26 protein-coding genes are annotated in these 25,164 nt (G+C 40.0%); all 26 read right to left on the bottom strand.

The features are described 5' to 3' along the window. The 26 genes from fliE to smc all read right to left on the bottom strand — a co-directional run bounded on the left by fliE (position 1) and on the right by smc (position 25,080). On the bottom strand, positions 1-321 hold the full coding sequence (gene fliE / locus HOO54_RS10095) for a flagellar hook-basal body complex protein FliE (RefSeq protein ID WP_172294832.1): 321 nt from the start codon (positions 319-321) through the stop codon (positions 1-3). Between the two features lie 10 nt (positions 322-331). After that, positions 332-784, bottom strand: a complete 453-nt coding sequence (gene flgC, locus HOO54_RS10090; protein ID WP_172294830.1) for a flagellar basal body rod protein FlgC — start codon at positions 782-784, stop codon at positions 332-334. Further along, positions 784-1,173, bottom strand: a complete 390-nt coding sequence (gene flgB / locus HOO54_RS10085; protein ID WP_172299471.1) for a flagellar basal body rod protein FlgB — start codon at positions 1,171-1,173, stop codon at positions 784-786. The genes flgC and flgB overlap by 1 nt, the downstream gene beginning before the upstream one ends. Positions 1,174-1,513: 340 nt before the next feature. Further along, positions 1,514-2,293: a GTP-sensing pleiotropic transcriptional regulator CodY gene (gene codY, locus HOO54_RS10080; RefSeq protein WP_172294828.1), complete on the bottom strand. Its 780-nt coding sequence runs from the start codon at positions 2,291-2,293 to the stop codon at positions 1,514-1,516. Positions 2,294-2,331: 38 nt separating this feature from the next. Continuing rightward, entirely contained in the window at positions 2,332-3,735 is a 1,404-nt protein-coding gene (gene hslU, locus HOO54_RS10075; protein ID WP_172294826.1) for an ATP-dependent protease ATPase subunit HslU, read from the bottom strand. 16 nt (positions 3,736-3,751) lie between these two features. Then, on the bottom strand, positions 3,752-4,297 hold the full coding sequence (gene hslV, locus HOO54_RS10070) for an ATP-dependent protease subunit HslV (RefSeq protein ID WP_172294824.1): 546 nt from the start codon (positions 4,295-4,297) through the stop codon (positions 3,752-3,754). Positions 4,298-4,310: 13 nt separating this feature from the next. After that, a complete protein-coding gene (xerC, locus tag HOO54_RS10065; protein WP_172294822.1) occupies positions 4,311-5,225 on the bottom strand; it encodes a tyrosine recombinase XerC in 915 nt (304 codons plus the stop codon). Between the two features lie 66 nt (positions 5,226-5,291). Next, complete coding sequence (gene trmFO, locus HOO54_RS10060) at positions 5,292-6,596, bottom strand: FADH(2)-oxidizing methylenetetrahydrofolate--tRNA-(uracil(54)-C(5))-methyltransferase TrmFO (protein WP_172294820.1); 1,305 nt, start codon at positions 6,594-6,596, stop codon at positions 5,292-5,294. A 67-nt stretch (positions 6,597-6,663) separates the two neighbouring features. Further along, a complete protein-coding gene (gene topA / locus HOO54_RS10055) occupies positions 6,664-8,739 on the bottom strand; it encodes a type I DNA topoisomerase (RefSeq protein WP_172294818.1) in 2,076 nt (691 codons plus the stop codon). 180 nt (positions 8,740-8,919) lie between these two features. Further along, positions 8,920-9,822 (bottom strand): DNA-processing protein DprA, encoded by a 903-nt coding sequence (gene dprA / locus HOO54_RS10050; protein WP_172294816.1) that lies wholly within the window; start codon positions 9,820-9,822, stop codon positions 8,920-8,922. A 103-nt stretch (positions 9,823-9,925) separates the two neighbouring features. Further along, entirely contained in the window at positions 9,926-10,828 is a 903-nt protein-coding gene (gene sucD / locus HOO54_RS10045) for a succinate--CoA ligase subunit alpha (RefSeq protein ID WP_172294814.1), read from the bottom strand. A gap of 20 nt (positions 10,829-10,848) precedes the next feature. Further along, entirely contained in the window at positions 10,849-12,009 is a 1,161-nt protein-coding gene (gene sucC, locus HOO54_RS10040; RefSeq protein WP_172294812.1) for an ADP-forming succinate--CoA ligase subunit beta, read from the bottom strand. 174 nt (positions 12,010-12,183) lie between these two features. Further along, on the bottom strand, positions 12,184-12,465 hold the full coding sequence (locus HOO54_RS10035; RefSeq protein ID WP_172294810.1) for a FlhB-like flagellar biosynthesis protein: 282 nt from the start codon (positions 12,463-12,465) through the stop codon (positions 12,184-12,186). Continuing rightward, on the bottom strand, positions 12,462-14,099 hold the full coding sequence (locus HOO54_RS10030) for a hypothetical protein (protein WP_253907650.1): 1,638 nt from the start codon (positions 14,097-14,099) through the stop codon (positions 12,462-12,464). The genes HOO54_RS10035 and HOO54_RS10030 overlap by 4 nt, the downstream gene beginning before the upstream one ends. 22 nt (positions 14,100-14,121) lie before the next feature. Beyond that, positions 14,122-14,895 (bottom strand): ribonuclease HII, encoded by a 774-nt coding sequence (locus HOO54_RS10025; protein WP_172294806.1) that lies wholly within the window; start codon positions 14,893-14,895, stop codon positions 14,122-14,124. Positions 14,896-14,957: 62 nt separating this feature from the next. After that, positions 14,958-15,824: a ribosome biogenesis GTPase YlqF gene (gene ylqF, locus HOO54_RS10020; RefSeq protein WP_172294804.1), complete on the bottom strand. Its 867-nt coding sequence runs from the start codon at positions 15,822-15,824 to the stop codon at positions 14,958-14,960. An 84-nt stretch (positions 15,825-15,908) separates the two neighbouring features. Continuing rightward, positions 15,909-16,256: a 50S ribosomal protein L19 gene (gene rplS / locus HOO54_RS10015; RefSeq protein WP_172299469.1), complete on the bottom strand. Its 348-nt coding sequence runs from the start codon at positions 16,254-16,256 to the stop codon at positions 15,909-15,911. 136 nt (positions 16,257-16,392) lie between these two features. Beyond that, positions 16,393-17,124 (bottom strand): tRNA (guanosine(37)-N1)-methyltransferase TrmD, encoded by a 732-nt coding sequence (trmD, locus tag HOO54_RS10010; protein ID WP_172294802.1) that lies wholly within the window; start codon positions 17,122-17,124, stop codon positions 16,393-16,395. Next, positions 17,121-17,645 carry a ribosome maturation factor RimM gene (gene rimM, locus HOO54_RS10005; RefSeq protein WP_172294800.1) on the bottom strand — a complete coding sequence of 175 codons (525 nt, stop codon included), beginning with the start codon at positions 17,643-17,645 and terminating at the stop codon, positions 17,121-17,123. The genes trmD and rimM overlap by 4 nt, the downstream gene beginning before the upstream one ends. Positions 17,646-17,654: 9 nt before the next feature. Continuing rightward, on the bottom strand, positions 17,655-18,041 hold the full coding sequence (locus HOO54_RS10000; protein ID WP_172294798.1) for a YlqD family protein: 387 nt from the start codon (positions 18,039-18,041) through the stop codon (positions 17,655-17,657). A gap of 72 nt (positions 18,042-18,113) precedes the next feature. Continuing rightward, positions 18,114-18,359 (bottom strand): KH domain-containing protein, encoded by a 246-nt coding sequence (locus tag HOO54_RS09995; protein WP_172294796.1) that lies wholly within the window; start codon positions 18,357-18,359, stop codon positions 18,114-18,116. Then, entirely contained in the window at positions 18,359-18,631 is a 273-nt protein-coding gene (rpsP, locus tag HOO54_RS09990) for a 30S ribosomal protein S16 (protein WP_006638197.1), read from the bottom strand. Before rpsP ends, HOO54_RS09995 begins: the two co-directional genes overlap by 1 nt. Before the next feature lie 107 nt (positions 18,632-18,738). Further along, entirely contained in the window at positions 18,739-20,079 is a 1,341-nt protein-coding gene (gene ffh / locus HOO54_RS09985; protein ID WP_172294794.1) for a signal recognition particle protein, read from the bottom strand. A gap of 15 nt (positions 20,080-20,094) precedes the next feature. Further along, positions 20,095-20,418, bottom strand: coding sequence for a putative DNA-binding protein (locus HOO54_RS09980; protein WP_172294792.1), 324 nt, complete (start codon positions 20,416-20,418; stop codon positions 20,095-20,097). Positions 20,419-20,516: 98 nt separating this feature from the next. After that, on the bottom strand, positions 20,517-21,503 hold the full coding sequence (gene ftsY, locus HOO54_RS09975) for a signal recognition particle-docking protein FtsY (RefSeq protein WP_172294790.1): 987 nt from the start codon (positions 21,501-21,503) through the stop codon (positions 20,517-20,519). 19 nt (positions 21,504-21,522) lie between these two features. After that, entirely contained in the window at positions 21,523-25,080 is a 3,558-nt protein-coding gene (gene smc, locus HOO54_RS09970; protein ID WP_172294788.1) for a chromosome segregation protein SMC, read from the bottom strand. Positions 25,081-25,164: the final 84 nt, after the last annotated feature.

The raw sequence follows: 25,164 nt of genomic DNA, 5'->3' as shown, positions 1-25,164 counted from the left end.
TTACACTTGCATTCTCATGATTTCTTGATAAGCTTCAACTGCTTTGTTACGAAACTCTATTGCAGCAGTTAATGATACATTAGCCTTCTGAGCCGCGATCATGACTTCATCTAGATTGACATCCTGGCCAATAGCCAATGCGTTTGTCAGTTTATCAGATTGGTTTTGAGAATGATTCAAAGCACTGATAGAGTTTTTTAACATATTTGAAAAGCTGACCTGGTTTTCAGAGCCTGCTTGTTTGTTGCTAATTGGTTTTATTAATTCTGTACCTGCTGCTTGTACAGGTTGAGTTTGAAACGGAGAGATTGCACTGATCATCATTTCTCACCTACTTTCCAATTTCTAATGCTTTCATAAGCATTCCTTTTGTTGCATTCATTGCTGTGACATTGGCCTCATAAGATCTTGTGCTACTCATTAAATCGACCATTTCCTTGAGAGGATCGACATTTGGCATTTGCACATAACCTTCTTGATTTGCATCAGGATGTGTCGGATCATAAACGAGTTTAAATGGTGTTTGGTCTTCACTGATTTTTGTCACTTTTACACCTTCTCCAACTCTTGATGATCCATTCATCGATGAATGAAGTACAGATGAAAAGGATTCGCCCTTTGGAGCAGTTGAGACAAGCTTTCTCCGATAAGGTTGCCATTCACCATTTACTTGTTTAGCTCTCGTCGTATCCATGTTCGCAAGGTTAGAGGAGACTGTGTCCATTCGAACCCTTTGCGCAGTCAGAGCTGAAGCTGAAATATTAATGCCGTTAAAGATACCCATTATTTACCTCCTGTAATTGCGGTCCTTAATGAGTTAAATTTCCCGCTAATTCTTTCAACTAACGCTTGATATTGAATTTGATTCTTTGCCATTTCACTCATTTCCCGATCGATATCGACATTGTTTCCATTTTTTTGATAAGACGTATTTTTACTTGATACAACTGAATAATTAGACTGATTACCTTTAAAGTCAATGTGTCTATAGTTTGTTTTTACAGCATTCAGCCGAGAAGATTCTTCATTCAGCACATTTTTAAATGATACTTCTTTCGCCTTGTAGTTCGGTGTATCTACATTGGCAATATTATTGGATATGACTTTTTGCTTAATATTCGCTCGCTGCAAGGATCCTTCCAATGTTTTTATCGTTCCAGCAAATATATCCAACACCAATTACCCCCAATCTTTTTCCAACTCTCTAAGAATCTTGTCGAGATTTGTAAAATCCATAAGACCATTGTATGAAAAAATAGTCATAAAGTCCATGATATTTGAATAAAAAAAACTCGGAATATATATCTATTTTACAAATAGGACTTTAGTCCTAGATTATAAGAACTACGTAGTGTTACAGGTGTTACATTTAGATATTATTATATTTATATAGTATTATTATGGTTGTTTAACCATTATTTAATCATTATTTCACCATTTAAATTATCATCATATAATTTAAATGGTGAAATAAAAAAAGCCGCAATGTTCTGCGGCTTTTTTGCTTTTTCTTTTAATGAGACTTTAGTTTTTCTAATTCAACCAAAAATTTATTATTTAATACTTTAATATATGTGCCTTTCATCCCTAAAGATCTAGATTCTATTACACCTGCACTTTCAAGTTTGCGCAATGCATTCACAATAACCGAACGTGTAATCCCTACTCGATCAGCAATTTTACTTGCAACAAGTAGCCCTTCGTTTCCATCAAGTTCCTCAAAAATATGCTCAATTGCTTCAAGTTCACTGTATGACAATGAACTGATCGCCATTTGAACAACTGCCTTACTGCGGGCTTCTTCTTCTATTTCCTCTGCTTTTTCCCTTAGAATCTCCATTCCAACAACTGTAGCTCCATATTCAGCAAGGATGAGGTCATCATCTTCAAATTTTGCCTGAAGACGGGAAAGGATTAAAGTACCCAGTCTTTCTCCTCCACCAACAATTGGTACAATGGTTGTCAGCCCAGCTTGGAAGAGATCGCTATTTTCAATAGGAAAAGCAGTGTATTCACTGCTAATATCCAAGTTAGATGATGTTTCTCGAATATTGAACAGGTTTTTCGTATAATCTTCAGGAAACTGACGTTCCTCTAACATTTTTTTCATTCGGTCATTTTCGATTTGCTGGTTAATGGAGAAACCGAGAAGTTTTCCTCTCCGACTAACAACGAAAATGTTGGAATCAATCACATCGCGAAGCGTTTCCGCCATTTCTTTAAAATTAACCGGTTTCCCTGCCGCATTTTGCAGCATTGCATTAATCTTTCTTGTTTTTTGTAATAAAGCCATAATTAATGATCCTCCTAAAATTACTCATATTGAATTGTTTATAAAATAAACTGACTTAAGTCTTTATTTTTAGCAATTGAACCTAATTTTTCTTCCACATACTGTGGTGTAATGACAACGTTTTCCATCGTCACATCAGGAGCCTCAAATGATAATTCTTCCAACAGCCGTTCCAAAATGGTGTGAAGCCGTCTTGCTCCAATATTATCTGTGTCTTGATTGACATGATAAGCGACCTCTGCAATCTTACGAATAGCATCGTCAGAAAATTCAAGAGATATACCCTCCGTCTTTAACAAAGCCTCGTATTGCTTGAGAAGTGCATTACTTGGTTCAATTAAGATTTTCACAAAGTCCTCAATGCTCAGTTTCTTCAATTCTACCCGAATCGGAAAACGTCCCTGCAGCTCAGGGATTAAATCGCTTGGTTTTGCCATATGAAAGGCACCAGCTGCAATAAATAGGACATGATCTGTTTTCACAGCCCCGTATTTTGTCATCACGGTTGAGCCTTCAACAATCGGTAAAATATCGCGTTGCACACCCTCTCTAGATACGTCAGCTGAAGAAGATGCCCCGCTTTTTTTGGCGATTTTATCAATTTCATCGATGAAAATAATCCCTGATTGCTCTGCTCTCAAGACGGCTTCCTGTGCTGCTTCATCCATATCGATCAGCTTTGCCGCCTCTTCATTTGTCAGCACTTTTCGCGCTTCTTTCACCATGAGTTTGCGACGCTTTTTCTTTTTCGGCATCAAATTGCTGAGCGCGTCCTGCATATTCATCCCCATCTGTTCCATTCCTGAACCTTGAAGCATATCAAACATCGATGGTTGCTGCTCTTCAACTTCGACTGTGACATAATGGTCTTCAAGTTCACCGAGAGCAAGCTGATGCTCAATCTGCTTCCGTTTCGTTTGGATATCAGATTCTTCTTTTGTATCATGATCGTCTTGCTGTTGATCCTGATTTCCTCCAAACAACATTTCAAAAGGATTTTTGCTCCCTGTCTGCTTTTTTCTTCCCGGAACAAGCAGCTTCACAAGGCGTTTATTCGCAGTTTCTTCGGCAATTACTTTTACTTCACTCATTTTTTCTTCTTTAACGAGACGGACAGATGTTTCTACAAGATCTCGAACCATAGATTCTACATCTCTACCAACATAGCCGACTTCTGTAAATTTTGTCGCTTCGATTTTGACAAACGGCGCACCGACAAGCTTTGCGATTCGTCTGGCAATTTCCGTTTTACCAACGCCTGTCGGTCCCATCATCAATATATTTTTTGGAACGATTTCTTCGCGCAACTTTTCATCAAGAAGACTTCTTCTATAGCGGTTTCTTAAAGCGACGGCAACTGCTTTTTTTGCATCGACCTGGCCGATGATATACTGGTCAAGCCGATCAACAATCTCTCTCGGAGTTAGCGGCTTTTTTTCCATATGCCTCAAATCCTTTCTATTCAAGTTCTTCTACAATGATTTGATCGTTCGTATACACACAAATTTCGCCAGCAGTTGCAAGTGAAGCTCTTGCAATTTCTTTCGCCTCAAGCTGACCACCAGCATATTGTTTGAGAGCCCTTCCAGCAGCAAGGGCATAGTTCCCTCCAGAACCAATTGCCAATATACCGTCATCCGGTTCAATCACTTCACCGGTTCCTGAAACGAGCAAGAGACTATCTGTATTCATGACAATTAGCATCGCTTCAAGTTTTCTAAGAATTTTGTCGCTTCGCCACTCTTTTGCAAGTTCAACAGCCGCTCGCTGCAGATTGCCATTGTACTCTTCAAGCCTCGCTTCAAACATTTCAAAAAGTGTGAAAGCATCTGCAACAGAACCGGCAAAACCAGCGATCACCTTTCCATTAAATAGCTTTCTCACCTTTCTTGCCGTATGCTTCATCACAACAGCCTGCCCGAATGTGACTTGGCCGTCTCCCGCCATCGCACACTTTCCGTTATGCTGAATGGCGAATATTGTTGTCGCGTGAAAAGATGACATAAAAGAGCCTCCTTTATTTCCCTTTATGAGCCCGAGGATGGTGAGACATGTACGTTTTTCTGAGCATGTCTTTAGATACATGTGTATACACTTGAGTTGAAGAAAGATTTGAATGCCCAAGCAATTCCTGAACGCTCCGCAAATCAGCTCCCTTATTTAATAAATGGGTGGCAAATGTATGACGAAGCATATGAGGATGTATATGTAATGTCCCCGAAGCGCTTCTTACAATTTCATCCAAAATATATCGAACTCCCCTTTGAGTTAGGGGTCCTCCTCTTTGATTTAAAAATACAAAAGAACTAGGTTCCTTTGCTCTCGACAGAAGGATACGTCTACCATTTTGAAAATATAGATCCAAAGACTCGTGTGCAAAGGAACCAAATGGAATATATCTTTGCTTCTTTCCTTTTCCATGAACTAACACCGTATCAAAACTTAAATCTACATCAGTTTCGGTTAATCCGCAAAGTTCACTTACCCGCATACCAGTGGCGTAAAGAAGCTCTAAGAGCGCTTGATTTCGTTGTCCCTGCGGGGTATCTAGATCTGAAATTGCAAATAATTCTTCAAGCTCTCTTTCATACAAAAACTTCGGAATTCGTTTATCTTGTTTTGGAAGACTGACGACTGAAAATGGGTTATCTTTTACTAACTTCTCCCTCACTAAAAACTTATAAAAGCTTCGCAGTGCTGAGATTTTTTTGCTGATCGTTCTGCGTGTAAGCCCTTTTTCATGAGCCTCCGTCAAATAAATCCTCACATCCGGATAAGTCACGTCTTGAAAGCCCTTTATTCCTTGAATTTTTAAAAAGCGTTCAAACTCTTCAATAGATGAAATGTAACCCACAATTGTATATTTTGAATAACTCTTTTCTATTTGTAAATATTCAATGAACAAAGTTAAAAAATTCTTAACATTTACCATGACTCCACCTCTTTGAAAAGGGCTTTTAAATATTATCACATAACAAGTTGGTATGGCAATGAATAACTATAATGTTTTCGAAATATTTCGAATAGTATCTAATGCACGTAATGCATATTGTTCATTGCGCTCCTGCTTATTTTTAATTTTAACGTTAAGTTCTTTAAAGAGCCCAAAATTTGCATTCATCGGTTGGAAGTTTTTCTGATTTGTTTCCGTAATATAATGAGCCATGCTGCCAATCGCCGTCTCATTAGAAAAAGTGATGGGTTCCTTTCCTAACATAAGGCGGGAAGCATTAATACCTGCCACAAGTCCTGATGCTGCTGATTCTACATAACCTTCAACACCTGTCATTTGTCCGGCAAAAAAGAGATCATCCCTTTTTTTAAACTGGTAGGTTGCTTTTAAAAGACTTGGCGAGTTAATGAATGTATTTCTATGCATAACACCATAACGAACAATTTCAGCTTGTTCCAAGCCTGGAATAAGTCGAAGCATTTCTTTTTGATCACCCCATTTGAGATGAGTCTGAAAACCGACAATATTATAAAGGGTACCAGCAGCATCATCTTGTCTAAGCTGAACAACTGCATATGGACGTTTCCCTGTTTTTGGGTCTTCAAGCCCAACAGGTTTCATTGGTCCGAAAAGCATCGTTTTTTTGCCCCGTTTGGCCATTACTTCGATCGGCATACAACCTTCAAAGAAAATCTCTTTTTCAAATTCTTTGAGCGGCACGGTCTCCGCAGATATAAGCGCTTCATAGAAACGGTCAAACTCTACTTCTGTCATTGGGCAATTTAAATATGCAGCTTCTCCTTTATCATAACGGGATTTCAAATAGACTTTATCCATGTCAAGACTGTCTTTTTCAACGATCGGTGCAGCAGCATCATAAAAGTATAAATAATCTTCACCTGTTAACTGCTGCAATTGCTCAGAAAGTACCTTAGAGGTAAGCGGTCCAGTGGCAATAATCGTCGGTCCTTCCGGTATTTCTTTCACTTCTTCGTTTATTACTGTGACATTTGGATGTTGTTTCACTTTTTCGGTTACATGTGCAGCAAATTCATGTCGATCAACAGCAAGTGCTCCTCCAGCTGGCACAGAACAGTGATCAGCAGCAGCAATGATGACTGAATCTAGTAATCGCATTTCTTCCTTTAATACACCTACAGCGTTTGTTAAAGTGTTGGCACGAAGTGAGTTGCTGCAAACAAGTTCTGCAAATTTGTCTGTATGGTGTGCCGGTGTTTGTTTAACAGGTCTCATTTCATATAGTCGGACATCGATACCTCGTTTAGCGAGTTGCCATGCCGCTTCACTTCCAGCTAGGCCGGCCCCAATAACATTGATTGTTTGATTCATATTGATATCTCTCCTTATTCATGTTCTTTTCACACAACAAAGAAGGTGAGCAAAGTTCTGCTCACCGCTACTTTTGTTGTTCTTCCTTATAATCACAGTTCACACATTGTACTTGAACGCCTTTTTTCAGCTTTTTCTCAACGAGCATGTCCTCACATTTTGGACATTTTCGCTCAAGAGGTTTATCCCAAGATACGAATTCACACTCAGGATAGCGGTCACAGCCGTAAAAGATGCGGCGTTTTTTCGATTTGCGCTCAACGATATTTCCAGTTTTGCATGATGGACATTTGACACCAATCTCTTTTACAATCGGTTTTGTATTGCGGCAGTCGGGAAAATTGGAGCAAGCCATAAATTTCCCGTATCGTCCCAGCTTATATACCATTGGGTGGCCGCACTCCTCACAATCGACACCCGCATACTCAGGTTCGATTTCAACTTCTTTCATCTCAGCTTCTGCCTTTTCAACACGCTTCTTAAATTCTTTGTAAAAGGAATCAATAATTTGGATCCACTGGATGTTTCCATCTTCAACATCATCAAGTTCTTTTTCCATTTTTGCGGTAAATTCAACATTGATGATTTCAGGGAAAAATTCAATTATCGCTTCAAGTACAATTCCCCCGAGTTCAGTCGGTACAAACCGTTTATTATCAAGCGTCACATACCCGCGCTTTTGAATAGTGTCCAATGTAGGCGCATAAGTAGATGGGCGTCCAATTCCCAACTCTTCAAGCGTTTTGACGAGTCTGGCTTCCGTATAACGTGGAGGCGGCTGTGTAAAATGTTGAGCAGGTTCAATATCTTTTGCAAGAACAGCATCGCCTTCAACTAAATCGGGAAGCATTTTATTTTTTTCTTCTGCTTGGTCATCTTTGCCTTCAACATACACTTTCATAAAACCGGAAAACTTCACTTTACTTCCTGTTGCCCGAAACGTCATGCCGTTATTTTCCAGATCAACACTCATCGTGTCTAATATAGCTGATGCCATTTGACTAGCGACAAACCGTTCCCAAATGAGTTTGTAAAGCCTAAGTTGATCTCTGCCCAATACAGCCTTAAGATCAGAAGGTTTTCTGAGCACAGATGTTGGGCGAATTGCTTCATGGGCGTCCTGTGCATTTTCATTCTTTTTTGCAGGTTTTCGTTTGTTTCCTAAAAACTCTTTACCATATTGCTGTTCGATAAAAGAAGATGCTTCTTCTTGGGCTGTGTTAGAAATTCGGGTTGAATCCGTTCTCATATATGTGATTAACCCAACGGTTCCTTCTTTGCCAAGATCGATTCCTTCATACAATTGCTGGGCGATCATCATCGTTTTCTTTGCTCGGAAATTTAATTTTCGCGCTGCTTCCTGTTGAAGTGTTGAAGTCGTAAACGGAAGAGCCGGATTTCGTTTACGTTCTTTTTTTGTTACCTTTTGAATGTCAAATTGGTTGCCTTTGATCTGTGAAAGGATTTGTTTTACATCATCTTCACTTTTAAGCGGATGCTTTTCACCGCGAATCCCAAAAAAGCTGGCTTCAAAGGTTTCCTTTCCTTTTAGGAAAGAACCTTCAATCGTCCAGTATTCTTCCGGTTTGAATTCGTTTATTTCTTTTTCACGATCAATAATAAGACGCAATGCGACAGATTGAACTCGACCGGCACTTAAGCCCTTTTTCACCTTTTTCCATAAAATTGGACTGATTTTATAGCCGACTAGACGATCAAGAACTCTTCTTGCTTGCTGAGCATCAACAAGATCCATATTAATCATACGCGGGTGCTTAAATGAGTCTTTAATTGCATCTTTTGTAATTTCGTTAAAAACAACACGACAGTCTGAATGTAAGTCCAAATCAAGACTGTGAGCAAGATGCCATGCAATAGCCTCCCCTTCTCTGTCGGGGTCAGCTGCAAGATAAACTTTTTTTGCTTTTTTGGCTGCTGTTTTTAGTTCTTTCAGGACAGGTCCTTTCCCGCGAATCGTAATATATCTCGGTTCAAAGTTCTGCTCGAAGTCAACTCCCATTTGGCTTTTTGGCAGATCTCTGACATGCCCCATTGACGCTTTAACTTTGTATTTTTTTCCTAAGTATCGCTCAATCGTTTTTGCCTTAGCAGGCGATTCCACGATAACTAAGTATTCGGACATCACATTATCCCCCTCAAGAGGTGTTCTCTCTCTTTTCAATTTAGCCTTTTTATGATATTCAACATTATCATTGATTTCATTTAAATTTATCCATTCTTATGATAAACGCCAATTCGCTCGTTTAAACTTGAAATCCTCACTATTATTAAATATTCGAATGCGATTTGTCAAACGATATTTTTAAAGAAGTTCCAAATTTTGAGCATGAAAAGAAGGAAGTTCACTAAGTATATCATCAATATTAGTGACTAGTTTAGCCCCTTCCTGAATAAGCCTCGCTGGTCCAAATGAGTTTTGTTCAAAAATTGAACCTGGTACTGCAAACACTTCTCTTCCTTGTTCAAGTGCTTGATATGCTGTGATAAGTGAACCGCTTTTTTCCTTACCTTGAATAACAACAATTCCTTCAGTTAATCCGCTTATCAGTCGATTTCGCAACGGAAAATGCCATTTTTGAGGTTTTATATGCGGCGGGTGTTCTGACACCAGAAGATGGTTTCTTGCCATCTGTTCGGCAAGCTCGCGGTTTTCACGGGGATAAAAGTGGTTGAATCCTCCTGCAATGACTCCAATTGTGCTACCTTTTGCACGGATGCTTTCTCGATGGGCATGACCATCAATCCCTTTTGCCAATCCGCTAACAATCGACCAATTATTTTTACTAAGTTCCCTCACAAGATAAGTTGTAACCATTTCGCCATATGAAGAAGGATGACGTGTCCCAACAACACCGATCCGTCTTTTTTCATAAAAAAGAGTCTTCTTTCCTTTTATAAATAATACAGGGGGCGGATCGTGAATCATTTTCAGACAATCTGGATAATCAGGGGATGAGATTGCGATCATGTCCACTCCGTTTTCATGATAATTTTGGTAAAGATCTTTTACTGTAGAGAGTCCATTATGGGTCAGTTTTCTGATAGAATATAAGTTTACTTTTTTTTTCGTAAGTTCTGTTAAAGGATGGTTTTTTTCGTCTGTAAGTGATAAAGAAGGATCTTTTTTCCACCATTTATACAAAAGTGAAGGCGACAAGACACCATTTAAGCGAAGAAAGATCAAAAGGTCGCTACTATCATTCATTCAAAAACCTCCATCATTTTTCTAGCACGCAATTCAAAAGAACTAGTTTTGAAGATTTAAAAAGCAGGAATAGATCATTTAGACTATTCCTGCCTTATGTTTATTAATGTGTCTTACATGGTTCGTAAAGGCCTTTTTCCTTCAATACTTGAATCAATGTTTCTCCCATTACTGAAGGAGTTTCTGCAACTTCAATTCCGCAGGCATTCATCGTTTTAATTTTTTCATCAGCTGTGCCTTTTCCTCCAGAAATAATCGCACCGGCATGCCCCATCCGTTTTCCCGGAGGAGCTGTTTTTCCGCCGATAAAACCGACGACAGGTTTAGTCATATGAGCTTTCACCCATTCGGCCGCTTCTTCTTCTGCTGTACCACCAATTTCACCGATCATAATGACAGCATGTGTATCAGGATCTTCTTGAAAGGCTTTTAAGACGTCAATAAAATTCGTCCCGTTTACAGGATCTCCGCCGATACCAACAGCTGTTGATTGACCAACCCCTGCTTCTGAAAGCTGATGTACAGCTTCATATGTAAGGGTACCGGACCGGGAGACAACCCCAACATGACCCTTCTTATGAATATAGCCCGGCATAATCCCGATTTTACATTCGTCAGGTGTAATCACTCCCGGACAGTTCGGTCCAATCAATCTCGTTTTTTTACCTTCCATATATCTTTTTACTTTTACCATGTCAAGCACTGGTATATGCTCAGTAATACAGACGGTAAGATCGAGTTCCGCATCGACAGCTTCCATAATCGCATCAGCCGCGAATGCTGCCGGCACATAAATAACAGAAGCAGTTGCTCCAGTTTCTTTGACAGCTTCTTCAACTGTGTTGAATACAGGTACCCCTTCAACTTCTGTTCCACCTTTTTTAGGTGTTACGCCGCCGACAATCTTTGTGCCGTATTCTAGCATCTGCTTTGTATGAAATAGTGCCGTCGAACCTGTAATCCCTTGAACAATGACTCTTGTATCTTTATTGATAAATACACTCATTTTTTACTCCCCTGCCCTTCTTACTTCACTAAGGATACAATTTTCTGCGCGCCGTCAGCCATTGATTCAGCAGACGTGATATTAAGTCCTGATTCATGAAGGATTTTTTTGCCGAGATCTACATTTGTTCCTTCTAAGCGTACGACAAGAGGTAAGGTTAATCCAACTTGTTTTGTTGCCTCGACAACCCCTAGAGCGATGACATCGCATTTCATGATACCGCCAAAAATGTTGACAAAGATTCCTTTCACATTTTGGTCAGACAAAATAATTTTGAAAGCTTCCGTCACTTTTTCAGCCGTTGCACCGCCACCGACATCAAGAAAGTTTGCCGGTTCTCCACCGTAATGCTTAATAATATCCATCGTCGACATCGCAAGTCCTGCCCCGTTTACCATGCAGCCGATATTACCATCAAGCGAAATGTAACTTAGATCATATTTGGATGCTTCGATCTCCTTCGGATCTTCTTCATCAAGATCCCGGTATGCCAAGATATCTTTTTGTCTATATAATGCATTACTATCAAAGTTGAGCTTGGCATCAAGCGCCATGACTTCCCCATCGCCTGTCACGACAAGCGGGTTTATTTCGGCAATCGAACAATCTTTTTCAACAAATGCCCTGTACAGCCCCATCATGAATTGAACAGCCTGACCGATCAGTTCATTTGGAATATGAATGGCGAAAGCGACTTTTCTCGCTTGATAGCTTTGCAGTCCAACCGCTGGATCAATCACAACTTTAACGATTTTTTCCGGCGTTTTTGCGGCGACTTCTTCAATTTCTGTCCCGCCTTCTTCAGAAGCCATCAGGACGATTCGTGACGCCGCTCTGTCAAGAACGAGCCCAACATAGTATTCCTTTTTAATATCGCAGCCTTCTTCAATAAGTAAGCGTTTTATTGTTTGCCCGTCAGCACCTGTTTGGTGAGTGACAAGCGTTCTCCCCAACAATTCTTCCGCATACGTTCTCACTTCATCTTTTGATTTTGCAATTTTTACCCCTCCTGCTTTACCGCGCCCGCCTGCGTGAATCTGTGCTTTCACGACATAAATCGGGCTTGACAATCCTTCTGCTGCTTTTACCGCTTCATCTGCTGTAAATGCCACTTTACCTTCCGGAACGGTCACCCCATACTGCTTGAGGACCTCTTTCCCTTGGCACTCATGGATATTCATTTCCCATCCTCCTAACTTATGTAGCAAAAATAATAATAGACTGCGCTTTCATTTTATATAATCATAGAAAGATTGTCCAGAATTCGCTACAAAATCGTAAAATCCTTCTAAACATTCAAACTTTTACTTTATTAAAAATATAAAATTAAAAGAGGGAATCGCCTTTTTTAAAGGTTATTCCCCCTTTTTCATTTCATCGTCCAATGAATAGATAAATGAAAAAATTTCTGCTACAATTTCATAGAGTGCTTCTGGAATATGATCATCAAGCTCAAGGTGGCGCATTAATTCGACAAGAGTTGGATCCTCTTGTATGGGAACTCCTGCTTTTTTTGCCTCTAGAATGATTTTTTCAGCCGTGTATCCCGATCCTTTAGCAACTACTTTCGGTGCTTTATCTTTCATTTCATCATAATGTAGAGCAACAGCCTTTCTTAATGGCACCATGTCTTTCATATTTTCACATCCAAAGTGTACTGTGTCATCTGTTCAAACTGACTTTCCATACAGGACGTCATTTGAAGATGTTCCCGCTTTTTTGCCGTAACACTTGACAAGCTATAACCAAGCTCTTTCAATTTTTCTTTTAAAGAGGGGAACAATGGGTCAATGAGCCTCTGCAAATCAAAGCCCGTCTCAACCGTAACTGTCATGACTTTTTGTTGAATAAAACAATCAACAACTGTTTCTTTAAGTGCGTCCAACTGCAGATAAAACATGAGACGACACTGGGAAGGATCAATTTTACCATCTTCTTTTTTTTGACCATTAAAGAAAACCGTTAAATCCTGAACACTGTGCTTAGAGAACAATGGGTATGAAAGAAAAAGCTGGCTTTGTGTTGATTGGTCATGCTGCAAAAACAACTGACCGTTTAATCGATTAAACACTTCGTTTACTTCCTGTTTAACAGAAGGTGAAAGATCCTGAGAATGGCGCATTTCATTAAGGACAAGCTTTAATGACTGCAGGCTTTGCTCTTTAGTCACACCACCGCTTTCGAGCGCTTTTACAAAAGACAGTTCATCTTTTACACCTAACAGGTTTTTCATTTTAAACAAGGCAGTAAGTACATCTGTTTTATTTGTTAAGGAAGGCGCGGACTCCTTGATGATGTGCTGCAACAACTCTGTTTCACTTTCTGTTAACATAGCAAATGTCATCGGTTTATGGGATTGCAGTGATTTCATCCAAGTGATAGCTTCTTCAACTAATGTTGTCCCTTTCTGTTCAGCCAGTGTTGTTAATTTCGCCAAAATTTCTTTTGCCAGTGCAGGTTCATGAAGCTTTGGATGAGTCATTTTATTGTCTTGTTCATTTGCAAGCTCCCCCCCTTGTGCGGTCTGTAACAGTGAAGTCGGCTGTGTTTCTTTGCCTGCTGGTCTCGCTTTGTCAGAAAGAATTTGCAGTAGGTTTTCTGCCTGAATTTCCGTCTCAACGTTCAAAATTGGAAGAAGCGCACTTTTCAGCTTTTCCAAGCCTGCCGTGTGTTGTGGCTCATGGCTAATTGCTTCATACAGCTTACCAATTTGACTGCTCATTGAAACTGGATCTTTCACAGCTAAAATTGAATCAAGGACGCCCGGATGAACAGGAAGTTGCCGTTTCAATGCAAAGATAACAGCGTCCATACCTTTTTGAATTTGTGACTTCGGTAAGTTTTCAAGCCATTTGATTGCTGCTTTCAGATCATTTTCCTTGATCGGTTGCTGCTCTTTCAGCAGTGCTCCGACTAAAAACACGGCCTCCTTTGTGCTTTTCAGTGAGAGGCCATCCAAAAGCTTTACAGCGGCATCCTGTACTGTCTTCGGATTTTTGTCAAATGCTTCAACGACTTGAAGGCGACCTTGTGGTTCATCCGCTTTCTTTTCATAAGAAAACCAATAATACGTATTTGTTGTGAGCGGTGTTTCAAGTCGCCCCTGCCATTTTGTGTTACCAACTTGAATTTCAGCATACTGTTCACTGATAAACTTGAGCACTTTGCCGATTAACAGCTTTTTTTGGTCCGTCTCAGCCCCGCTCATCCGTTGGAGAGAATCGGAATTTTCAAATTGGGTAATCAGGCTTTTATGTAATTCATTTAGCATCATCAAAATCCTTCTCCCTCCGCTATTTGTTTAAGTGGGCTAGTACAGGTGCAAACGATCTGCGATGAATAGGTGACGGTCCATACTTAGCTAAAGCATCCAAATGTTCTTTCGTTCCATAACCTTTGTGCTTTTCAAAACCGTACATTGGATATTTGTCGGCATATTCGTCCATCAACTTATCTCTTGTTACCTTTGCAATGCACGCGCCAGCAGCGATTGATGCGCTTTTGGCATCACCTTTAATCAATGATGTCTGCTTGGTCACTAACGGGAGTGACATGGCATCAATCAGCAGGTGATCGGGAGCAATAGACAGTGACTGAACCGCTTTTGTCATCGCCTGCTTAGACGCTTCATAAATATTGATATCATCAATAACATCTGCAGCAACAATCCCCACTCCAACAGCTCGTGCTTCTTCCATAATGAAAGAATAGTAATCTTCTCGTTTTTGTTTGGAAAGTTTTTTCGAATCAGTCAGACCTAATATTTCACAATCTTTAGTTAAGATGACTGCAGCGGCAACAACAGGTCCTGCTAAAGGACCCCGGCCAGCTTCATCAATTCCAGCGATATATTGATAGCCATGCTCTGTTAGTGACCGTTCATAGGAGGTCATCGTCCACCAATCTTCCTGCATAGCCAATAGTCTTTCATTTTGCTTCAGCCAGGCTGTAACGAGCGCTTGAACGCTTTTGCGCCCATCTTTCAAGCATTGCTTAATAAACGGATCATCCTTTACCTTCACTGACTGAAGACATTCTTTCACTTCTTTTACAGTTAATGTTTTCAACTCGTTTCTCCCCTATTTTTTTTATCGGTAGATCTTAATAAAAAATAAAGACCCGCCTCTTTTTAAAGCGTGCCTTTTTCAATTTCTTCAGGCTTTTCAAATGAGAGTGGCCCAAATTTTTCTGTCCTGATATCTCGAATAATGACCTCTGTTGTTTTATCATAATCAATCGCACCACCAGCCATTAGACACCCGCGTTTTTTACCGATCTCATCAAACAGTTGTGCGATCTCTTCAGGGATCTCTACCAAATCATAGCGGTTCTTTAAACGCTCAGGATAGCGCTCTTCTAAAAAGCGTAAACCGAATACTGCAACATCCTGTAAATTGATAATTGAATCTTTAATGGCTCCTGTCGCCGCAAGCTTTAAGCCAACGAGCTCATCTTCAAACTTCGGCCATAAAATCCCCGGCGTATCGAGAAGCTCTAATTCTTTGCCGACTTTTACCCATTGCTGTGCTGTTGTCACTCCAGGTCTATCACCGGTTTTGGCAATATTTTTTTTGGCAAGCCGATTAATCAAAGTCGATTTTCCCACATTAGGAATACCGACAATTAACGCCCTAATCGCTCGCGGCTTGACACCTTTCGCTTTCATTTTGTCAAATTTTTCTTTTAGCAACTCTTTTGAAGCAGGTAAAATTTGATTTAATCCCTGCCCATTGACAGAATTGATTGCAAGTGAGGGAATACCATCTGCTTCAAAATGCTGTTTCCACTTATTCGTCACCAGTGAATCAGCTTTATCCGCTTTGTTGAGCAGCATGATCCGCGGTTTGTGCTTCAAAATATCTTCGATCATCGGATTTCTTGAGGACATGGGGATTCTCGCATCAACAAGTTCATATACAATATCGATCAACTTTAATTTTTCCGTTACTTCCCGCCTTGCTTTCGCCATATGTCCAGGAAACCATTGAATGACCACAAAGACCACCTTCTTTCTGTTTATGTAGATCATCTATAAAAAAAGAGCCTGTTATGGTTAACAAGCTCTTTTCGTTCATTATCATTATCGTCTAATTTCTTTAATACGAGCCGCTTTTCCACGAAGTTCACGTAAGTAATAAAGTTTCGCACGGCGTACTTTACCATGACGGACAACTTCGATTTTCGCGATTTTTGGTGTGTGCAATGGGAATGTACGCTCAACTCCAACACCGTAAGAAATTTTACGAACTGTGAAAGTTTCGCTGATTCCACCACCACGACGCTTGATCACAACACCTTCAAAAACCTGAATACGTTCACGGTTACCCTCAACAACTTTAACGTGTACACGTAAAGTGTCACCAGGACGGAACGCAGGCAAATCAGTGCGTAGTTGTTCTTTTGTGATTTCTTGAATCAATTTTTGCATCGTCTTCAACTCCTTCCAACAGATGCTCATGGGCGAATAACGACCACAGCGGAACATCGTTTTCAAACTTAAACGAGAGTCCCGTTCAAGTCACAAGTAGTATCATATCATACCTTTCTACAAGACGCAATAGAATCTAGCGGTTTTCCCATTCTGACATCCATTTTCTTTCTTCATCTGATAAAGAATAATGTTCGAGAAGATCAGGTCGTCTTAAAAATGTCCGTTTGAGCGACTCTTTTCGTCTCCATTCGTTAATCTTGGCATGGTTTCCAGAGATGAGAACATCGGGAACTTTTAAGCCTTTATAATCTGCAGGGCGTGTGTAATGCGGATGTTCGAGTAGACCCGTACTAAAAGAATCTTCAAGGTGTGATTCTTCTTTGCCGAGGACCCCCGGTAACAGTCTGACAACACTATCAGCAATCATCATCGCCGGCAGTTCGCCACCTGTCAGCACAAAGTCACCAATAGAAATCTCGTCTGTTGCCAGGTGTTCTCTGATTCGCTCATCATACCCTTCATAATGGCCGCAAATAAACATTAAGTGTTCTTCTTTGGCAAGCTCTTCCGCTTTTTTTTGAGTGTAGCGCTCACCTTGAGGACAAACAATGATAATGCGGGGATCTTTCTCTGCTTCACTACTCAAGTTTTTGACTGCATCAAAGACAGGCTGCGGTTTTAAAACCATACCTGCGCCACCGCCGTATGGATAATCATCAACAGTTTGATGCTTATTATCAGAATAAGCCCGGAAATTAACGACATGAAAATTGACAGCGTGTTTCTCTTGGGCTTTCTGAAGAATTGAAGAACCTAGTACACCTTCAAACATTTCTGGAAAAAGTGTTAAAAAATCAATTCTCATTCGTCAAGTAATCCTTCCATCATATGAATCTTAATCATTTTTTCTTTGACGTTAATGCTTTTTACGACAGATTCGATATAAGGGATCAGCACATCTTTTTGACCAGGGCGTGCTATGACCCAAACATCATTTGCACCGGGAGTTAAAATTTCTTTCACCTTACCGATTTGATCTCCTTCTTCTGAGAAAACATCACAGCCGATAATTTCATGAAAGTAGTATTCATCTGCTGCCAATTGACCTAACTGGTCTTCTGGAACTTTAATCAAAGCATTTTTTAATTTTTCAGCTTCAGTTAATGTTGATATCTCTTTAAATTGCAAAAGATGAAATTGTTTATGAAGCCGATGCGAACTTACCGTTGCTTGAATGGGTTCTTCCTGTTGTTCTGTAAATATGTAAAGCGTGTTTCCAGGTTGATATCGTTCTTCAGGAAAATCAGTTTTTGAAATGACACGTATTTCACCTTTCACTCCATGAGTATTGACAATTTTCCCTACATTAAACCATCGTTTCTGCATGTTTTCACTTCACCTCGGACGAATTTCATTGACGATTCCGTCTTCAATTACGATTGTTTTTCCTGAAGTCATCTCATTCCAATGATCACCGACTTCAATATTTAACAAAGCATCAACTTCTTTTTCTTTCACTTCACTGCCTAATGGGAGCGTATGAATTTGATGAATTTGAAAGTCGATCATTTTCATTTTATCGTGGCGCTTTTCAATTTCTTTTTTGAATGATTCGGCTGCTGCTGCATTGTGATGTTCTTTTTCATGTTTTCTAAGTTGAAAGTAAAGTTGGCTGCATTCACGTTCTAGCATTTCTTTTTTTTCTTCAAAGAAGGCGAGCAGTTTTTTCTTACTATTTTCAGTTAAGATTTGCATGACGGTTACACGCTGAATAATTTGCATGATACATCACCTACTCATCCAAGTGATTTTTTCTCTCATGATAAAAAAGGGGGAGGTTTTAAACCCTCTCCCTTAGTCTGCAATCTCAAGTTGAACTTTCTTAGAAGACTGTGCGCCAGCCGCAAACAACACAGAACGTATCGCTCTTGCAGTCCGTCCTTTTTTCCCGATGATTTTACCGGTGTCTTCTTGATTGACAGAAAGACGGAGAATGATCTGTTGATGTTGTTCCTCTTTGGTTACCCGAATATCATCAGGATGATCCACAAGCGGTTTGACTAGAGATACAATCAGCTCTTCCAAGTGTAGATCACTCATTACTTACTTTGTTTAGCATTGTGGAATTTTTCCATAATACCTTCTTTTGAGAAAAGGTTGCGCACCGTGTCAGACGGTTTAGCTCCTGTTTGAAGCCATTTAAGAGCAAGCTCTTCATCGATTTTTACCTCTGCTGGTTTCGCTACCGGGTTGTAAGTTCCGACTGTTTCAATGAAACGACCGTCACGTGGTGAACGAGAATCTGCTACAACAATACGATAGAAAGGAGATTTTTTTGCTCCCATACGTTTTAAACGAATTTTTACTGCCATTTTACTAGCACCTCCGAAAATATTTCAACAAGATAGTATATTAACAATGATAAAAGTGTTTGTAAAGTATTTTTTCTTAACAACGTTTTGATCATCAGAAAACGAGTTTACATAAAGGGTAATTTAAAACCTTTTTTCTTCCCTTTTGTCATGTTTGTCATTTGCTTCATCATTTTTTTCATGTCTTCAAATTGTTTTAAAAGACGGTTGACTTCCTGAACTGATGTTCCGCTACCTTTCGCAATTCGTTTGCGTCTACTAGCATTTATGATTTCAGGTTGTTCTTTTTCTTTTCCTGTCATCGATTTAATGATCGCTTCAACATGGTTGAGCTGTTTTTCATCAACTTTGACATTTTTTAAGCCTTTCATTTTACCTGCACCAGGCATCATTTGAATAAGCTCATCAAGCGGACCCATATTGCGAACCTGGCCAAGCTGTTCTAAAAAGTCATCAAGCGTAAAGCTCATATTTTTCATTTTTTGCTCAAGCTCTTTTGCTTTTTCTTCATCAACATTTGCTTGGGCTTTTTCGATCAAGGTCAGCACATCACCCATACCAAGAATTCGTGAAGCCATTCGTTCAGGATGAAACGGTTCGAGTGCATCAAGTTTTTCACCGAGTCCGGCAAATTTGATCGGCGTATTTGTGACAGCGCGAATTGATAAAGCCGCACCACCTCTTGTATCACCATCAAGTTTGGTCAGGATAACCCCTGTTACACCAAGCTGGTCGTTAAAACTTTTCGCAACATTAACCGCATCCTGCCCTGTCATCGAATCAACAACAAGGAATATTTCTTCCGGCTGAGCGATTTCTTTTACTTTGTGCAATTCATCCATCAGTTCTTCATCAATATGAAGACGTCCGGCTGTATCGATAAGTACATAATCATGATGGTCTTCTTTCGCCTTTTCAATCGCCTGTTTAGCAATATCGATCGGGCTGACTTGATCACCAAGTGAAAAGACGGGCATACTTAGCTGTTTTCCGAGTGTTTCCAATTGCTTAATTGCTGCTGGTCGGTAAATATCAGCTGCTACTAAGAGCGGATTGCGATTATGCTTTTTACGAAGCAGATTGGCAAGTTTTCCGGTTGTTGTCGTTTTACCGGCTCCTTGTAAACCAACCATCATAATCACAGTTGGTGGACGTTTTGCTGTGGCAATTTTACTTTCTTCTCCGCCCATCAGCACTGTCAGTTCCTCTTTGACAACTTTAATGACTTGTTGTCCTGGTGTCAGACTTTTCATGACGTCCTGACCGACAGCTCGTTCACTTACCTTTTTCACAAAATCTTTAACGACTTTAAAGTTGACATCCGCTTCAAGGAGTGCTAAACGAACTTCACGCATCATTTCTTTAACGTCCTGTTCTGTTACTTTTCCTTTGCCACGGATTTTAGAAATCGTTTTCTGCAGTCGGTCGGCTAATCCTTCGAATGCCATTTTAATTGCCGCCTCCTAATCTAATTCCTCAAGCGCATCAATCAGTCTGACCGTTTCAGTCTGATCAGCAGTCAATTTTCTTAACTGTTCAAATATTTTTTTGCGCTCTTGAAATTTTTTAAACAAAAGTAGCTTTTCTTCATATTGCTCAAGCATGGCTTCAGTCCGTTTAATGTTATCATAGACAGCTTGCCTTGAGACATGATATTCTTCAGCTATTTCGCCAAGGGAGAAATCGTCTAAGTAGTAAAGCGACATGTAGCTTTTTTGTTTAGATGTCAACAACGACTGATAGAAATCAAATAGGTAATTCATTCTCGTTGTTTTTTCAAGCGTCATGAGACTCTCCCCTTTGTTAAGTCAAATCCCTTTACAATACATTAGTTTACTGTGATTTGTTTTAAGTGTCAAGTTTTTACCTTGTCATTTATCAAGAACTAGTTTTCTGTGTCGATCAAATCTGAAAACAAGCCGTAAACATAAGACTCTGCATTAAATGGCTGTAAGTCATCCATTTTTTCTCCAAGTCCGACAAATTTAACGGGAATGTTCAGTTCATGACGAATCGCCAAAACAATTCCGCCTTTTGCCGTTCCATCAAGTTTTGTTAGCACAATTCCTGATACATCTGTCGCTTTTGAGAACTCTTTCGCCTGTGTCATGGCATTTTGACCTGTTGTCGCATCTAAGACAAGCAGCACTTCATGAGGCGCTTCAGGCACTTCACGCTGAATGACGCGTTTCACCTTTTCAAGTTCATTCATCAAGTTCACCTTGTTTTGCAGTCGTCCTGCTGTATCACAAAGAAGGACATCAGCACCTCTTGCTTTCGCCGCCTGAACAGCATCATAGATTACAGCTGCCGGATCTGAACCTTCAGCCTGTTTAACAACATGTGCGCCAACTCGTTCTCCCCACACTTCAAGCTGATCGATCGCTCCTGCACGGAACGTGTCTCCAGCAGCAAGGACGACATTTTTTCCTTCCTTCACAAATTGGTGAGCTAGTTTACCGATCGTTGTTGTTTTTCCAACACCATTAACACCGACAAACAAGATAATGTTTAAACGGTCATCCTCTACGTTAAGCTCTGAGACTTCTTCCTCTCCGCCTTCATAAATCTCAACCAGCTTTTCAGAAATAACAGCCCGCACCTCTTTCGGATCTTGGATGTTTTTTCGTTTGACTTCACTCTTCAGTTCATCAATCAACTCCATCACAGTTGATACGCCAACATCCGCTCCGATCAGTACTTCTTCAAGCTCTTCGAAAAAGTCTTCATCTACTTTTCGGTAGCGGGAAACGAGTTCATTGACTCGCTCCTGAAACGAATGTCTTGTTTTGGTCAAGCCTTCTTTAAACTTTCCCGAGACAGAATCGGTTTGCTTTGTGATCTTCTCTTTCAGTTTCTTAAAAAAACTCATCATCGTAACCTCGCTTTACTTAAACTAATTCTTTTGTATCTTCCAGTTTAACGGAAACAAGCTTAGAAACACCTGATTCCTGCATTGTCACACCATAAAGAACATCGGCTTCTTCCATCGTACCTTTTCGATGAGTAATGACAATAAATTGGGTTTCACAGCTATATTTTTTCAAATATTGTGCAAAGCGGAACACATTTGCTTCATCAAGTGCTGCTTCTACTTCATCCAGCACACAGAATGGAACAGGTCTGACTTTAAGAATCGAGAACAAGAGAGCAATCGCTGTCAGAGCCCGTTCTCCTCCGGAAAGGAGACTTAAATTTTGCAGCTTTTTACCAGGAGGTTGAGCGATAATCTCTACACCTGAATGAAGTAAATCTTCGGGATCTGTCAGCTTTAATTCAGCTCTTCCACCCCCGAATAACGCGCGGAATACTTCTTCGAAATGGGAACGAATCTGGGTAAAGGTTTCCGCAAACCGCTTCGTCATTTCATCATCCATTTCTTCAATCACTTGAAAGAGCGTATTTTTCGCTTCAAGCAGATCATCCTTTTGTTCCGTGAGAAAGACGTAGCGTTCATTCACTCGTTCGTACTCTTCAATGCTTCCAAGATTGACTGTGCCAAGTTCTTCGATCGCTAGTTTGATGAGCTTTACGCGCTTTCTCGCCTCTTCAGCCGCTAGTTCCAAAGAATATTTTTCCTTCGCCGCTTCAAATGATAAACCATACTCTTCACGCAGAAAAGCAATCAAATTATCCAATTCCACTTCCATACGCCCGAGCTTAATTTCTTCATCTTTCAAAAGACCTGCCATTTGTTTATATTGACGTTTCATTTCTTTTAGTTCAAGCTCTTCTGTTTCAAGCCCTTTTTGCAGTTTTGCTCGCTGATCTCTTCTTGAGGCGATAAGTTCCACAGTTTTATTTTTATCATTCAATTTCTTTTTCGCTGCGTCCTCAAGCTTTTCCTCACCATTTGAACTTGATGACATTTCTGTGGTCAGAAATGAGAGGTCTTCTTCGACAACTTTCAAAGCTTGCTCATTTTCAGAAAATTCTTCTTCTAACCTAGTGAGTTTTTCTCGTTCATGTGCACAAGACTGTTCCGTTTTCGCTAGCACAACTTTTAAATCAGTCAACTCGCTTTGTAGTGTTTCTTTTGTTGATGTTTGCGTCTGCTTTCTTTCCGTCAGATGCTCGATTTCTCCATCAAGTTTCTTCAAGCTTTCAGCAACGACTTTAAGTTTTTCTTCAAGTTCTAATGTTCGCTGTTTTTTTGTGCTATCTTCTTCAAGAAGCTCCGCTTTTTCTCTGTCATACAGTTCCAAATGACTGTTGACATTTTTTTCGGCAACTTCTAGTTCATAAAGTCGGCCTTTCAATTGCTGTTGTTCACTTCTTAAACGTTCACCATCTTCACGCAATGTTTGAAGCTGTTTTTCAAGAGCTTGGATCTCTATTTTTAAGGTTTTCACTTCATCTTCAAGCAGTTGGGATTTCCTTTCCATTTCCTGAAGACGTTCTGTCATCGCTTCCAGCTCTCTTGTACGCCCTAAAAGTGAACTGGTTTTTTTCTTCACAGCTCCACCCGTCATGGAGCCGCCTGGATTGACGACATCCCCTTCAAGCGTAACAATCCGGTATCTATGTCCAAGCCGTTTGGCAAGCTCGTTAGCACCTTTTAAATGCTCTGTAATCAGCACATTGCCAAGTAGATATTGGACAACCGTCCTGTATGATGAGTCATATGAAACAAGTTCACTGGCAGTTCCGATAAATGACGGGTTTTCTTTGGCAAGTGCAATGTCATGAGACTGGATATACTTCTCTTTCATCACAGAAAGCGGGAGAAATGTTGCTCGTCCAAATGAATGTTTTTTCAAATACTGAATCGCTTGTCTTGCTGCATCTTCATGTTCTGTCACAACATGCTGTGCTGAAGCACCCAAGGCAATTTCGATTGCTGTTTCATACTTTTGGTCTGTTTGAATGAGCTCAGCAATCGCCCCATGGATACCCGGCAGTTCGTTTCTAGCTTTCAGTACCTCTTTAACACCTTGATAAAATCCAGAAAAGTCTTCTTGCATGGTCTCAAGCATTTCTTTTTTTGAACGAGCTTGCTGGACATACTGATAAGCTTGATAAAGAGCTGACTCTTTCTTTTCATACTGGCTTTTCTTTTGTTCATAGCTTTTTTGTGTGTCCCGATAAGCCTGAATTTGGGTATAAAGCTGTTCATCAAGCAGGGTGAACTCTTGTTCTGTTTTTGTTTTTTGTTCTGTGAGTTCCTGTCGTTCATCCAAATACTTTTCGTTATGATCTGCAAGACGTTTTTGTTGGTGAGTAGATTGAGACATCTGATCTTCAATAAATTGCAACTCATTTCGAATCGAAGCCTGTTCATTTAAAAGTTCAAAATAATCGCTTTTCAGCTGTTCGATTTCTTCTTCGACATTTTCACTGTACATTGAGAGTGCTTGATTTTTATCTTTGACTTGCTTTTTGATCTCTTTCACTTCAGCTTGGAGCTTTTCATAAACCATTTTTTGTTTGGTTATTTTTTCATTTAAGTCTTTTTCTTTTTCTCCACGCTTAACAATCGTTTCTTCGAGTTGTGCTCTGTTTTTGGATGCATTCTTTTTTCGTTCTTTTAAAACTTCTTTTCTGCCTTCTAGTTTTTCAAGTTCTTCACTTGTTAGAAGGAGCACTTGTTGAAGTTCGTCAATCGATTCGTCAAGCGCCTGCATTTTATCTCGCGCTTGTTCGATTTTAGCTTCTTTTCCTTGGATAGAGGCAGATGCCGACATTTCCTCATCTTTTGCCTTCTCGACTTTTTCTCCAAGAGCCTCCCATTTTTTATGAAGTTCTTCTATATCAAATGCTGTCAAAGCAATCTCGATTTTTTCAAGCTCTTCCTTTTTTTCAAGATAATCTTTAGCGATTGATGCTTGTACTTTTAAAGGTTCGACTTGTCCCTCAAGTTCATGAAGAATATCTTCGACACGGTTCAAATTGTCTTGCGTTTCAAACAGTTTGTTTTCAGCTTTTTTCTTTCTTGATTTATATTTTAGTACACCGGCTGCCTCTTCAAAAATGCTTCTTCGTTCCTCTGCTTTGCTGCTTAAAATTTCTTCGACTTTCCCTTGACTGATAATTGAAAACGCTTCTTTACCAAGCCCTGAATCCATAAAAAGATCGATGATATCTTTTAAGCGGCAAGATTGATTGTTGATAAGAAACTCACTTTCGCCTGATCTGTAAACTCTCCTTGTCACACTGACTTCGTGAAAGTCAATCGGGAGAAAATGCTCTTCATTATCAAGCGTCAGCGTCACTTCAGCAAGATTCAGCTTTTTTCGCGAATCACTTCCAGCAAAAATAATGTCTTCCATTTTGCCACCTCTGAGTGATTTGGCGGACTGTTCCCCCAATACCCAGCGAATCGCGTCTGTAATATTGCTTTTTCCGCTGCCATTAGGTCCGACAACAGCTGTTACACCTTTTACAAAATCTACAGAAATTCGTTCTGCAAACGATTTAAATCCAATGACATCTAAACGTTTGAGGAACATCCTGATCCTCCTCTGTATTAAAGTATTACAATTCTATCATACCTTTTCATAAAAGGCGCTAATATACTGAAATCCCCCTGTTTT

This window comes from Bacillus sp. WMMC1349 (assembly GCF_013155385.1).
In the GTDB taxonomy this organism is placed as follows: domain Bacteria; phylum Bacillota; class Bacilli; order Bacillales; family Bacillaceae; genus Bacillus.
This window is presented reverse-complemented; position numbering and strand designations above follow the sequence as displayed.

Coding starts and splice junctions, on each gene's coding strand:
- HOO54_RS09995 (WP_172294796.1), bottom strand. CDS start 18,359: ATGAGTGATCTACACTTGGAAGAGCTGATTGTATCTCTAGTCAAACCG.
- sucC (WP_172294812.1), bottom strand. CDS start 12,009: ATGAATATCCATGAGTGCCAAGGGAAAGAGGTCCTCAAGCAGTATGGG.
- smc (WP_172294788.1), bottom strand. CDS start 25,080: ATGTTCCTCAAACGTTTAGATGTCATTGGATTTAAATCGTTTGCAGAA.
- trmD (WP_172294802.1), bottom strand. CDS start 17,124: ATGAGAATTGATTTTTTAACACTTTTTCCAGAAATGTTTGAAGGTGTA.
- fliE (WP_172294832.1), bottom strand. CDS start 321: ATGATCAGTGCAATCTCTCCGTTTCAAACTCAACCTGTACAAGCAGCA.
- rpsP (WP_006638197.1), bottom strand. CDS start 18,631: ATGGCAGTAAAAATTCGTTTAAAACGTATGGGAGCAAAAAAATCTCCT.
- flgC (WP_172294830.1), bottom strand. CDS start 784: ATGGGTATCTTTAACGGCATTAATATTTCAGCTTCAGCTCTGACTGCG.
- xerC (WP_172294822.1), bottom strand. CDS start 5,225: ATGGTAAATGTTAAGAATTTTTTAACTTTGTTCATTGAATATTTACAA.
- HOO54_RS10035 (WP_172294810.1), bottom strand. CDS start 12,465: ATGAAAGACATGGTGCCATTAAGAAAGGCTGTTGCTCTACATTATGAT.
- hslU (WP_172294826.1), bottom strand. CDS start 3,735: ATGGAAAAAAAGCCGCTAACTCCGAGAGAGATTGTTGATCGGCTTGAC.
- HOO54_RS10000 (WP_172294798.1), bottom strand. CDS start 18,041: ATGCAAATTATTCAGCGTGTAACCGTCATGCAAATCTTAACTGAAAAT.
- codY (WP_172294828.1), bottom strand. CDS start 2,293: ATGGCTTTATTACAAAAAACAAGAAAGATTAATGCAATGCTGCAAAAT.
- HOO54_RS10030 (WP_253907650.1), bottom strand. CDS start 14,099: ATGCTAAATGAATTACATAAAAGCCTGATTACCCAATTTGAAAATTCC.
- sucD (WP_172294814.1), bottom strand. CDS start 10,828: ATGAGTGTATTTATCAATAAAGATACAAGAGTCATTGTTCAAGGGATT.
- rimM (WP_172294800.1), bottom strand. CDS start 17,645: ATGCAGAAACGATGGTTTAATGTAGGGAAAATTGTCAATACTCATGGA.
- HOO54_RS09980 (WP_172294792.1), bottom strand. CDS start 20,418: ATGACGCTTGAAAAAACAACGAGAATGAATTACCTATTTGATTTCTAT.
- hslV (WP_172294824.1), bottom strand. CDS start 4,297: ATGTCATCTTTTCACGCGACAACAATATTCGCCATTCAGCATAACGGA.
- trmFO (WP_172294820.1), bottom strand. CDS start 6,596: ATGAATCAAACAATCAATGTTATTGGGGCCGGCCTAGCTGGAAGTGAA.
- ffh (WP_172294794.1), bottom strand. CDS start 20,079: ATGGCATTCGAAGGATTAGCCGACCGACTGCAGAAAACGATTTCTAAA.
- dprA (WP_172294816.1), bottom strand. CDS start 9,822: ATGAATGATAGTAGCGACCTTTTGATCTTTCTTCGCTTAAATGGTGTC.
- rplS (WP_172299469.1), bottom strand. CDS start 16,256: ATGCAAAAATTGATTCAAGAAATCACAAAAGAACAACTACGCACTGAT.
- topA (WP_172294818.1), bottom strand. CDS start 8,739: ATGTCCGAATACTTAGTTATCGTGGAATCGCCTGCTAAGGCAAAAACG.
- ftsY (WP_172294790.1), bottom strand. CDS start 21,503: ATGAGTTTTTTTAAGAAACTGAAAGAGAAGATCACAAAGCAAACCGAT.